7 protein-coding genes are annotated in these 11,906 nt (G+C 69.4%); 6 read left to right on the top strand and 1 reads right to left on the bottom strand.

All coding sequences use genetic code 11. From position 1 onward, the window contains the following. Positions 1–12: 12 nt before the first annotated feature. A complete protein-coding gene (locus ABH915_RS11165; RefSeq protein WP_370121134.1) occupies positions 13–858 on the bottom strand; it encodes an IclR family transcriptional regulator in 846 nt (281 codons plus the stop codon). 251 nt (positions 859–1,109) lie between these two features. On the opposite strand from ABH915_RS11165, the gene ABH915_RS11170 reads away from it, so the two are divergent. The 6 genes from ABH915_RS11170 to ABH915_RS11195 all read left to right on the top strand — a co-directional run bounded on the left by ABH915_RS11170 (position 1,110) and on the right by ABH915_RS11195 (position 11,902). Then, entirely contained in the window at positions 1,110–2,666 is a 1,557-nt protein-coding gene (locus tag ABH915_RS11170) for an ABC transporter substrate-binding protein (RefSeq protein WP_370121137.1), read from the top strand. 60 nt (positions 2,667–2,726) lie between these two features. Beyond that, on the top strand, positions 2,727–3,680 hold the full coding sequence (locus ABH915_RS11175; protein ID WP_018772745.1) for an ABC transporter permease subunit: 954 nt from the start codon (positions 2,727–2,729) through the stop codon (positions 3,678–3,680). After that, positions 3,677–5,812 (top strand): dipeptide/oligopeptide/nickel ABC transporter permease/ATP-binding protein, encoded by a 2,136-nt coding sequence (locus tag ABH915_RS11180; protein WP_370121141.1) that lies wholly within the window; start codon positions 3,677–3,679, stop codon positions 5,810–5,812. The genes ABH915_RS11175 and ABH915_RS11180 overlap by 4 nt, the downstream gene beginning before the upstream one ends. Continuing rightward, positions 5,809–6,816, top strand: coding sequence for an oligopeptide/dipeptide ABC transporter ATP-binding protein (locus ABH915_RS11185; RefSeq protein ID WP_370121144.1), 1,008 nt, complete (start codon positions 5,809–5,811; stop codon positions 6,814–6,816). Before ABH915_RS11180 ends, ABH915_RS11185 begins: the two co-directional genes overlap by 4 nt. 121 nt (positions 6,817–6,937) lie before the next feature. Continuing rightward, positions 6,938–9,244, top strand: coding sequence for a family 78 glycoside hydrolase catalytic domain (locus ABH915_RS11190; protein WP_370121147.1), 2,307 nt, complete (start codon positions 6,938–6,940; stop codon positions 9,242–9,244). A gap of 105 nt (positions 9,245–9,349) precedes the next feature. Continuing rightward, entirely contained in the window at positions 9,350–11,902 is a 2,553-nt protein-coding gene (locus ABH915_RS11195; RefSeq protein ID WP_370121150.1) for a beta-glucosidase, read from the top strand. Positions 11,903–11,906 lie beyond the last annotated feature (4 nt).

Here is an 11,906-nt window from a genome sequence, read left to right on the forward strand (position 1 = left end):
GCAGGGCCGCGGTCAGCCGTCCGACAGGGTCCGGACGTCCTCGGCAAGGGCGGCCCGGTAGCCAAGGTTTCGGGAGACCGCCCTCGCGGTGGCCATCACCGCCGGAGCCAGGACGTTGGGCGGGGTGGTCCCGTCCGGAACCACGATCGACAGCGCGGCCACCACCGTGCCCTGGGCATCAAAGACGGGCGCCGCCACGGAAACAGTCAGCGACGGGGCGGACCGGCGGATCATGGCAATCCCCGTCCGGTGGACGTCGGAGAGGGTGCGCCGCAGTTGGCCTTCCGGCATGGCAGCCACGCCCGGTTCAGTCTCTGCTGGTTCTTTCAGGATCTTTTCCTGGAATGCCGCATCCGCGCCGGCCATCAGGACCAGGCCGACGGCCGTGGAGCGCAGGGGGAGCCGGCCGCCCACCCGGTAGGCGACTTCCGTGGCCTGCTTGGAGGAGAGCCGTTCGATCAGGACGGCCTGGTCCTTGTCCCGTACGGCCAGCAACACGTGATGGCGCGTCACCTCGAAAAGGTCCTCAAGGTACGGCAATGCGATTTCCCGGATGCCATGGCCCCTAGGGGAGAGGGACGCTATTTCCCACAGCCGGACGCCCACAACGTAGCGGCCGTCGTCGAGCCGTTCCAAAGCGCCCCAGGCGACCAGCCGGGCAATGAGGCGCAGCGCCGTCGGGGCGGGCATCTGCGCATAACGGGCCATCTCTGACAGGGCCAGCGCCCGACGTCGGTCCGTGAAGACAGCGAGCAGGCTGAGGGCCCGGTCGATCACCGGTTCGCCCTGTTTGGGCCGCTTGCCGCGCGCGGCGGCCGGTGCTTCAGCGGGGGAATGGGTATCCGCGGGTGCCGTCATTCGTCTTCGTTCCTTCTTCGTCGCCAGTGACGCTCACCACAATAGTGTTCCAACCAATGAAAATCTCATGTGACGGCATGGCGTCCGCCTACGACTCTTGATGAAGCCGGTCCACCCGACCGCATCTGGGGGAAAGGGCCAGGAACGCACCGGCGCCGGACTGGCAACGTCCGGCCGGTCCGCTTCAGCCCCGACCCCCACCAGATGCCGAAAATCCCCGTTGTTTTGGAAAGAATGCGAAGGCGCACTACATGAAACTTCTGAACCCAACCGCCCGACGGAGCGCAGCCGTTCTGGCCGGTGTCCTGATGCTCAGCTCCGTGACCGCCTGCGGCGGCTCCGGCCAGGCGGCCTCCACCGTGGACAAGACCACCCTGACAATCGGCGTCGAGAGTGACAGCGCGTCCTTCGGATTCGACCCGCTGCGGGTCTCCGACGCACAGCGTCAGTTCTTCGAAGGCCTCTACGAGAACCTCATGACCCTGAAGGCGGACGGCTCCGTGGGCCCGGGCCTGGCCACCGGATTCAGCTACAACGCCGACAACACAGTGCTGACCCTGACGCTGAAGCAGGGCGTGACGTTCACGGACGGGTCCACGCTGGACGCGGCACTGGTGAAGGCCAACTTCGACCGCCGCACGGATCCCGCCCTCTCGGCGTACTCCGCCATCGCCAAGGGCGGCGCCCAGGAACTGACGTCCGTGGACGTCCTGAGCCCCACCCAGGTTTCCCTGACCTTCGCCAAGGCGCAGCCGGGCTTCGAGAAGAACCTGACCTCCACCCTCGGCATGATCGTTGGCAAGGCAGGGGCCGCGGATACGGCAAGCCTGGCCGCCAAGCCGGACGGCTCCGGCCCGTACACGCTGGACTCCGGAACCACGGTCAAGGGCAACAAGTACGTCCTGCAGAAGAACGACAAGAACACCGACGCCGCGAAATACCCCTACAACAAGATCGTCTTCAGCGTCATCCAGGACCCGCAGGCCCGCGCCAACGCCCTCGTTTCCGGGCAGGTGGACGTCGCCCAGTTGACCTCACCGACCGTTGACTTCGTCAAGGCCAAGGGGGTGGGCGTCTCCCAGATCGGCGGCACGGTCCAGACCATGGTCGCCTTCGACAAGACCGGCAAGACATCGCCGGCCTTCGCCAGCGAAAAGGTCCGCCAGGCGTTCCAGTACGCCATCAACCGGCAGGCCCTGGTCGATGCGCTGCACAAGGGTGACATCGCGGCGTGGAACGCCCTGCCCAAAGATTCAGCCGGTTTCACGGAAGCACTGAATTCACAGTTCGCCTACGACCCCGCGAAGGCCAAGAGCCTGCTGGCGGAGGCCGGCTACGCCAACGGCTTTGAATTCACCATCGTCGCGAGCGCCACCACGCAGACCGATCTCCAGGCGGTCCAGAAGGACCTGGCCGCCGTCGGCGTCACCATGCAGGTCAAGATGGCGACGTCGACCGATGAGGCGTTCGCCGCCGTCGCCACCACCCCGCTGGGCTACGCACCGCTGGGCTGGGACAACCCGGTGGGCCTGATGTACGGCGCGATCCTCAACGGCTTCACCAATGTCCAGAAGGCCACGGACGATCAGCTCAGCGCCGCCACCGGCGAGGTCGCCGCCGCCAAGGACGATGCCGCCCGGAAGGCGGCGCTGACCAAGCTCAACACCCGGCTGGTCGAATCCGGCTGGATGATCCCGCTCTTCGAATCCCTCACCAACCAGGGCTACAACACCAAGAAGGTCAAGCCGGTGGAGTTCGCCGGGAGCAACGTCTACCCGCTTCTCTCGTCCTACGCTCCGGCCAACTGACCACCCACCCCGCCGGACGGCCTTAACCCCAGGCGAAGGCCGTCCGGCAGGACCTGACCAATGGAGGTCATCATGGCGATTTACGTCGCAAAGCGCCTGCTCATGGCGCTGGCCACCGTGCTGGTGGTCGCGGTGCTGGCATTTCTCTTGGTGCACGCCATGCCGGGCAGCCCCGGAGCCGTGTCCCTCGGCGCCGGCGCCACCCAGCAAGCCATTGACGAGGTCAACGTCCGGCTCGGCTGGTCCGATCCGCTGCCCGTCCAGTTCTTCCGCTGGCTCGGCAGCGCCGCGCAGGGTGACTTCGGGGTGTCCCTGATCGACGGCCGCTCCGTGAGCGCCGACCTGGCCAGCAGGCTGCCGGTGACGGCGGCCCTCGCGGCGGGAGCCACGCTCCTGAGTGCGGTACTCGGAATCGGTCTTGGCGTCACGGCAGCCGTGCGCGGCGGCCTGGTCGACCGGATCGTCGGCGCCGTCTGCGGCCTCGCCGTGGCGCTGCCGGCCTTCTGGATCGGCATCATCTTTGTGTACCTCTTCGCTGTCCAGTCCTCGGTCTTTCCGGCCACCGGCTACGTCCCCTTTGAGGTCTCACCCCAGGATTGGGCCCTGTCCCTGGCCCTGCCGGTGATCACCCTCGCCGTGGGCGGTGCGGCGTTCATCGCCCGCCAGACCCGGGCCTCCATGCTGGAGGCGCTGCAGCAGGAACACATCCGGACCCTGCGGGCAACGGCCACCCCCACCTGGAAGATCCTGTACATCCACGCCCTGCGCTATGCCAGCCTGCCGATCGTGGCCGGCATCGCCCTGCAGTTCATCGGACTGTTCGGCGGTTCCGTGATCGCGGAGCAGCTCTTCGCCATGCCCGGCCTCGGCCAGGCAGTCCAGACCTCCGTCAGCACCCACGACGCCCCGTCCGTGCAGGGCGTGGTGGTGGTCGCCACCGTCGTGGTGGTGGCCGTGAACCTCGTGCTGGAACTCGCCACCAAGTTTCTCGACCCGAAGTTGCGTGCCTCATGATCCCTTCCATTGCCCCCGCGCCCGTCCCCGCCACGGCGAATGCGGAAGATACGGGCACAGGCGAAGCCACACCCGCCAGCACCGCCACGGGAAGGCCCGGGCCCGGCCCCAAGGCCGCGGTCGGCCGGATTCAGGCCCACCGCCTGTTCGCGGCACCCGGTGCCGTGGCAGGCGTGCTCTGGCTGGCGGCCCTGGTGCTTGCCTCCCTCACGGCGCCGTGGTGGCTGCCGTACAAGACCGAGGACCAGGACTTCGCCGCCATCCTCTCCGGCCCCACCGCCGCCCACTGGCTGGGCACCGACGAACTGGGCCGGGACCTGCTTAGCCGCATCTTCGCCGCAGCCGCCGGCACCTTGGGGACATCGCTCATCACGGTGATCGTCGGCGTCGGACTCGGCACCGTCCTGGCGATGGTCGCCGCCGCGGGAAAACGGACCGAAGGGCCGATCAGCCGCGTCACCGAAGTCATGATGTCCTTGCCCGGCACCGTGATCATCCTGGCGGTCATCGGTGCCGTGGGAACGAACATTCCCGTCGTCATGGCGATCCTGGGCGTCCTCATCTCGGCCGGCATCTACCGCGTGATGCTGGGCCAGGCCACCGCGCTGCAGTCACAGCTCTACGTCGACGCCGCCAAGGTGGACGGCGTGAGCACGCTCGGCATCAGCCTGCGGCACGTGCTGCCCGGGTTGAACAACACGATCGTGGTGCAGTCCGCCCTCATCTTCGCGGTGGGCATGCTGATCCAGGCCGGCCTGGCCTTCATCGGATTCGGGCCGCCCATCCCGCAGCCCAGCTGGGGCGGCATGATCCAGGGCGCATCCCAGCACGTCTACGACGCCCCCTGGCTGATGGTCCCCACCGGTGCGGTCCTGGCGCTGACGGTCCTCGCGGCCAACGCCATCGGCAACGCCCTGGGGAAGGCCCCGAATGCGGCCGCCTCCCATCTGCCCTCCGCCGCGGACCGCCGACGCCGGGCGGCTGCGTCCGCTGCTGCGCCGTCCACCGCTGCGGCTGCCCCATCCACCGCTGTCGCTGCGCCGTCCGCGGCGGCGGACGAACCCGCCACGGCCGGCCGCCTGAGCGTCCGCGGGCTCTCGGTGGGCGTCGACGGCGGCACGCCGCTGGTCACGGAGGTCTCCTTCGACGTCGAACAGGGGACCGTGCTCGGGCTCGTGGGCGAATCCGGCTGCGGCAAAACCATGACGGCATTGTCCCTGCTGGGCCTGTTGCCTTCCGGCGTATCCGCCACCGGAGGCCAGATTTTGTGGAACGGCCGGAACCTTGCGGCCGCCGCGGAAAATGAGCTGGCGGGCGTCAGGGGCCGGGAGATCGCGCTGATCTCCCAGGAACCCATGCGGGCCCTCGATCCCATGTTCACGGTCGGCTACCAGCTGGTCTCCGCCATCCGGCGCCTGCGGAGCATGGGCAAAGCCGAAGCGCGCACTGAAGCCGTGGGCCTGCTCGAAAAGGTGGGCATCGTGGACGCCGCCCGCATCCTCACCACCTACCCGCACCAGATCTCCGGCGGCATGGCCCAGCGCGTGGCCATCGCCCTGGCCCTGGCCGGACGTCCCCGGCTGCTGGTCGCCGACGAACCCACCACGGCGCTGGACGTGACGGTGCAGGCCGAGATCCTCTCGTTGCTGCGGGCACTGGTCAAGGACACCGGCATGTCCGTGGTGATGGTGACACACGACCTCGGCGTGGTGGCCGACATCTGCGACACCGTGGCCGTGATGTATGCCGGCCAGGTGGTGGAAAGCGGCCGGACGGCCAGCATCCTGGACAACCCCCGCCACCCATACACCTTGGCGCTGCTGGCCGCGGACCCGCACGCCAACACCGCCGAGGACATGCCCGAGCGGTTGGCAACCATCAACGGCCAGGTGCCGCAGCCCAAGGACTGGCCGGGCGGGTGCCGGTTCGTGGCGCGTTGCCAGTTCGCCGGCTCGGCCTGCGTGGCGCCGGTCCCGCTGGTGCCCTCCGGCTCCGACGACGGCCTGGTGCGCTGTGTCAAGGCCGACGAACTGGCCGTGGAGGGCCTGGCCTGGGTGGCCACCGAAGTACCCGCCCACCGTGTCCTCGACATTCTTGAGATGGACAGCACAGTTGAGAAGGACAGGCCATGAGCATCGAAACAGCGGTACGCCAGGACGGAACAGCGCAGGCTCCCGAGCAGCCGCTCCTGGACGTGGTGGACCTTGTGGTCCGTTACGGCCGGGGCCGGAAGGCCGCCGCGATGCCGGCCGCGGTGGACGGCGTGAGCTTCAGCATCCGGCCCGGGGAGACCGTGGGCCTGGTGGGGGAGTCCGGCTCCGGAAAGTCCACGATCGGCAAAGCCATCCTGGGCCTGGAAAAGTGCAGCGGGGGTTCGGTCAGCTACAACGGCACGGACATCACCCATGCCAGCCCCGCGCGGCGGCGTGAACTGGGCGGCGAACTCCGGGCCGTGTTCCAGGACCCGAACTCCTCGCTCAACCCCCGGCAGAGCATCGGCGCGTCACTGGCCGAACCGCTGCGGATCCGCGGCGTGGCCGCCCGGGAAGCCCGGCAGCGCGCCGAGGACATGCTGGCCAGGGTGGGGCTTCCGCGCGAGGCCGTGGACCGCTTTCCCGGCCAGTTTTCCGGCGGCCAGCGGCAGCGGATCGCCGTCGCCCGGGCCCTGATCTGCGAGCCGAAACTCGTGGTGTGCGACGAAGCGGTCAGCGCGCTGGACCTCTCAACGCAGGCCCAGGTCCTGAACCTCCTGGCCGACCTCCGGGACGAGCGGGGGCTGAGCTACCTGTTCATCGCCCACGATATCTCCGTGGTCCAGTTCCTCGCCCAGCGCGTCGTGGTGCTCTACCGCGGCCAGGTCATGGAAAGCGGTCCCGCGGCACATGTCACCGAGTCGCCCCAACACCCCTTCACCCAGGCACTCGTGGCGACCTCGCCCGTGCCCCGCCCGGCGGAACAGGCCGAACGGCGGCAAAAACGCGAAGCGTTGGGCGTGCGGACCGCGGCGGCCGCCGCTGCCGCGCCCGGCGGCTGCCCCTTCAGCGAGCGCTGCCCGCTGGCCACGGACTTGTGCCGGACCGAACGGCCGGCCCTGCGGAGCGTGGGCGCGTCCGACGTCGCCTGCCACTACGCCTGAACCGAACCCGTGCCGGTCCTGATCCCGCGACGCCAGCGGTACCGCGCACCCCCCACAGAATGGCAACTCCCACAGCATTCCAACTCCCATGCCAACGCCTGACAAGAATGGACGACACCACATGACCCCGGCTCCCTGGTCCGCCACGATGATCGCGCCCGATCGAGACTTTGACGGCGCCCCGCTTCTGCGCAAGGAATTCCGGCTCGACGCAGGCCACGGACCCGTGAAGCGCGCGCTCCTGCGGGCAACGGCGTTCGGCATCTACGAGGCGCAGATCAACGGCGTCCCGGTTGGGGAGGACGTACTGAGTCCGGGCTGGAGCTCGTACGAATGGCGCCTGCGCTACCGCAGTTACGACGTGACCGCGCTCGTGGGGCCTGCTACGGTGATCGGCATTGCGCTCGGCAACGGCTGGTACCGCGGACGCCTGGCCTGGCACGGCAAGTCGGGCCTGTACGGCGATGAACTCGGGTTCTACGGACAGCTGGACATCGAATTCGCCGACGGCCACGTCCAGTCGGTCGCCTCGGACACGTCATGGCAGTCCGGACCCTCGGGCACCACGGCCAACGATCTTTACGACGGGCAGCGCACCGACGCGCGGCGGGAACCGGCAGGCTGGGCCCGGCCGGGCTTTAACGCCGACGCAACCGCCGTGGGGGCGGGCGCCTGGGCAGGGGTCCATGCGCTGGAGTTCGACGCCGGCCGGCTGGCGGATCCCGTCGGGCCGCCGGTGGTGCGCAACGAGGTCATCAAACCGGTGGAGGTCTTCACCTCACCGGCCGGCAAGACGCTGGTGGATTTTGGCCAGAACCTGGTCGGCTGGCTGCGCTTCACCGTCCAGGGCGACGCCGGCACCACCATCACCGTGCGCCACGCCGAAGTCCTCGAGGACGGTGAGCTGGGAACCCGGGCGCTGCGCTCGGCCGCCGCCACCGACACGTTCATCCTCTCCGGCGCCAAGGACTTCTTCGAACCGAGCAAGACCTTCCACGGGTTCCGCTATGCGGAAGTATCCGGCTGGCCCGGCGAGCTCACGGCGGAATCCCTCGAAGCCGTGGCGGTGCACTCCGAGCTCGAACGCACCGGAACCTTCGAGTGCTCCAACCCGCTGGTGAACCAGCTTCACCGCAACATCGTCTGGGGCCTCAAGGGCAATTTCCTGGACCTCCCCACCGACTGCCCGCAGCGCGATGAGCGGCTCGGCTGGACCGGGGACATCGCCGTGTTCGCCCCCACGGCCACCTTCCTCTACGACGTCAAGGGCTTCCTGCAGGACTGGCTCCTGGACCTTGCCGCGGAACAAAAGGCTGCCGGGGGACTCGTTCCCATCACCGTGCCGGACGCACTGAAGTACTGCCCCCAGCCGCCGGAATTCCCGGCACCGGAATCCTCGGCCATCTGGAGCGAGGCGTCCGTGTGGGTTCCGTGGGCGTTGTGGGAGGCCTACGGCGACAGCACCGTGTTGAAGGACCAGTACGATTCAATGGCTTCCCACACGCGCCGGGTGGAGGGACTGCTCTCGCCCGCCGGGCTCTGGGATGAGGGCTTCCAGTTCGGCGACTGGCTGGACCCGGACGCCGCGCCGGACCAGCCGTGGGCGGCCAAGGCGGACACCGGCGTCGTCGCCACAGCGTGCCTGTACCGCACGGCGTCCATCACCGCCCGGACGGCTGCGCTCCTGGGACACGACGCCGACGCCGCCGCGTTCGGCCGCCTCGCCGAGCGGGTCAAGGCGGCCTTCAACACCCACTACGTGGCCGCCGACGGAACCGTGCACAGCGACTGCACCACGGTCTACGCCCTGGCCATCGCCTTCGACATCCTGCAGACCGGCCGGCAGCGGGAGTTTGCCGGCAACCGCCTCGCCGAACTGGTGCGGAACAACAACTACCGCGTCTCCACCGGGTTCGCCGGGACCCCCTTCATCACCGGCGCCCTGGCCGATACCGGACACGCTGGCGAGGCGTACCGGCTCCTGCTTGAACAGGAATGCCCCTCGTGGCTGTACCCGGTGACCATGGGGGCCACCACCGTCTGGGAACGGTGGGACTCCATGCTCCCGGACGGCACCATCAACCCGGGCGAAATGACGAGTTTCAACCATTACGCGCTCGGCGCCATTGCTGATTGGCTGCACAAGTACGTCGGGGGAATCCGGCCCCTCGCCCCGGGCTACTCCAGGGTGCTGATCGCGCCCCTGCCCGGCGAGGGCATCGATTGGGCCAGGACCAGCCTGCGCAGCCCGCACGGCACCATCGCCGTCGAGTGGCGGACCACCGGCGACGGGGTGTTCGAGGTCGAAGCAAGCATCCCCGACGGCGTGGAGGCGGAGATCAGGCTGCCGGGGGAGGACGGCCAGACCGTCGGGGCGGGCACGCACCGCCTGACCGCCGCCGCCATATCAGCAGCGGTCGCTTCCTGAGTTCCCCGCAGCGCCGTGTCAACCAATGAAACTGCGCTGTCCGGGCACGCCGCCGCAAACCCATGCTGGTAGCTGACCAAAACCCACGATCAGGAGCACCAAGGAATGACTTTCACGAGCTTTGACGCCGACGTCGAAGAAGCGATCCGCACCCTGCCGGTGGCCGACAAGGTCCGGCTCCTGAGCGGCTCCGGCCTCTGGTTTACCCAGGCCGAGCCGCGCCTGGGACTGCCGAAGATCACGGTTTCCGACGGGCCCGTCGGCGTCCGCGGCCACCGCGACACCGAGGCGGCCGGCTCGGTGAACCTGCCGTCCGCCACGTGCCTGGCCTCTTCCTGGGACCGGCGGCTGATGGCGCGGGTGGGGAGGCTGCTGGCGGCCGAGGCGCGCCGCCAGGAGGTGGACGTGGTGCTCGGACCCACCATGAACCTGCACCGTTCACCGCTGGCAGGCCGGAACTTCGAATGCCTGTCCGAGGACCCGCTCCTGACCGGTGAACTGGCGGCCGCATACGTGGACGGCATCCAAGGCCAGGGAATCGGCGCCTGCCCCAAGCACTTCGTCGCCAACGAGGCCGAGACCGAGCGGACCACCGTCAACAACGTGCTCGACGAACGGACTTTGCACGAGGTTTACCTTGCACCGTTTGAACGAGTCGTCAGGCAGGCCCGCCCCTGGATGATCATGGCGGCCTACAACGGCGTGAACGGAAAGGCCATGACCGAGAATCCCCTGACGGAGAACCCGCTCAAAACCGAGTGGGGATTCGAAGGCGCCGTCGTCTCGGACTGGCACGCGGTGTACTCCACCGTGGACTCCGCCCTCTCGGCCACGGACCTGGCCATGCCGGGACCGGAGAAACTGTGGGGCGACGGGCTGGTGGACGCCATCTCCTCCGGTCTGGTCCCCGAGGCCGTCATTGACGAGAAGGTGCGGCGGCTCGTCACCCTGGGCCGCCGGGTGGAGGAGGGCCGCCGGAACGGGCCCGCGGCACCCGAAGCCGGCGCCGCCGTGGCCAGGGAGGCCGCCGCGGCAGGATTCGTGCTGCTGGAAAATCCGGCCGGCGTCCTTCCCCTCTCACCCGGGGACCTCACCTCCATCGCAGTGGTGGGACCGGCGGCGCTGGATCCCCGGACCCAGGGCGGCGGCAGCGCCTCGGTGTTCCCGGCCTACACGGTGGCGCCCGCTGAGGGCCTGCGCGCACGGGCGGGCGACGGCGTCCGGCTCACCACCGTCCAGGGTGCCTGGCTCTCCGAGGGCCTTCGCGAACCCCGGACCGCGGAATGCCACGCCCCGGGCCAGGGGGAGGGCAGCGTCCGGCTGACCTGGCGGGGACCGGCCGGCACAGTCGCGGAGGAATATGGTCCCCGCACCACGCTCACCCGGGGTACCGGCGCCATCCCCGCCGGCGCCACCGCCGTCGACGTCGAAACAATCTTCACGCCGGACGTCTCCGGGACCTGGAAGCTGGGCTTCAAGGGCATCGGCCACGCCAGCCTGGAGGTCGACGGCGACGCCGTGGCGGGCGCGGACTCGCGGGCCCGCTACGCCGACATTGAAGCCGTGCTGATCGGCGCGCCGGACGAATCAGCAGGCGTCGACCTGACCGCCGGAACCCCGGTGCGTCTGACCTTGCGGTACGCCTGGCATCCGCAGGCCACTCTGTTCCGCGTGGGGCTGGCCATCGACGAACCCCGGGAGTCGGCGGACCGGGAGATCGCCAAGGCCGCTGCCGCGGCCGGCGCCGCCGACGTCGCCGTCGTCATGGTCGGGACCTCCGGTGCCGTCGAAAGCGAAGGCTTTGACCGGACCTCCCTGGCGCTACCGGGCCGGCAGGACGACCTCGTCCGCGCCGTCATCGAAGCGAACCCACGCACGGTGGTGGTGGTCAACGCCGGTGCCGCGGTGGAGATGCCCTGGCGGAACGACGCCGCTGCGGTGCTCCTGGTCTGGTTCCCGGGCATGGAATTCGGGAACGCCCTGGCCGATGTGCTGTTCGGCGACGCCGAACCCGGCGGGCACCTGCCGACCACCTGGCCGGCCGCCCTTGCTGATGCCCCCGTCCGTGACACGCGCCCCCGGCATGGCAGGCTCGAGTATACGGAACGGCTGGATGTCGGCTACCGCGGCTGGGCAAAGCAAACCGGACAAACCCCGCAGGCTGCCGCTCCGGCGTACTGGCTGGGCCACGGCCTGGGCTACACCACCTTCGCGGTGGAGGGGTTCACGCTGCTGGGGGCAGCGGCACCCGGGGACGACGTGCAGACCGTCCTGACGGTCCGCAACACCGGTTCCCGGGCCGGAAAATACCTGGCGCAGATCTACGCCGACGCCCCGGAAACGGACGTGGACCGGCCCGAGTTCTGGCTGGCGGGGTTCGCGACCGAACTCATCCCGGCCGGGGAACACCGGGACATCCGGGTCACACTGCCCGGGCGGTCCTTCCAGCACTGGGACGCCGGGCGCGGCTGGTGCGGGGAGGAGACAAGCTTCAGGGTCGCGCCCGCCGGGCACGCCGGCAATGCACGCGCTGCGCTCGCCGGACCCCTCGCGGCCCCCATTCGGCCAATGGCCTCCATTCGGCCAGCGGCGACCGTCCTGCCGACGGCGTCTTCGCGGCCGGCGGCGTCCGTCCCCGCCCTCGACGGGATGAGGTAGGCAA

Source organism: Arthrobacter sp. MW3 TE3886 (genome assembly GCF_041262145.1).
GTDB lineage: Bacteria > Actinomycetota > Actinomycetes > Actinomycetales > Micrococcaceae > Arthrobacter.

What these genes read in the sequence shown, in the direction of transcription:
- ABH915_RS11165 (WP_370121134.1), bottom strand. Translation starts at nt 858, where the DNA reads ATGACGGCACCCGCGGATACCCATTCCCCCGCTGAAGCACCGGCCGCC.
- ABH915_RS11170 (WP_370121137.1), top strand. Translation starts at nt 1,110, where the DNA reads ATGAAACTTCTGAACCCAACCGCCCGACGGAGCGCAGCCGTTCTGGCC.
- ABH915_RS11175 (WP_018772745.1), top strand. Translation starts at nt 2,727, where the DNA reads ATGGAGGTCATCATGGCGATTTACGTCGCAAAGCGCCTGCTCATGGCG.
- ABH915_RS11180 (WP_370121141.1), top strand. Translation starts at nt 3,677, where the DNA reads ATGATCCCTTCCATTGCCCCCGCGCCCGTCCCCGCCACGGCGAATGCG.
- ABH915_RS11185 (WP_370121144.1), top strand. Translation starts at nt 5,809, where the DNA reads ATGAGCATCGAAACAGCGGTACGCCAGGACGGAACAGCGCAGGCTCCC.
- ABH915_RS11190 (WP_370121147.1), top strand. Translation starts at nt 6,938, where the DNA reads ATGACCCCGGCTCCCTGGTCCGCCACGATGATCGCGCCCGATCGAGAC.
- ABH915_RS11195 (WP_370121150.1), top strand. Translation starts at nt 9,350, where the DNA reads ATGACTTTCACGAGCTTTGACGCCGACGTCGAAGAAGCGATCCGCACC.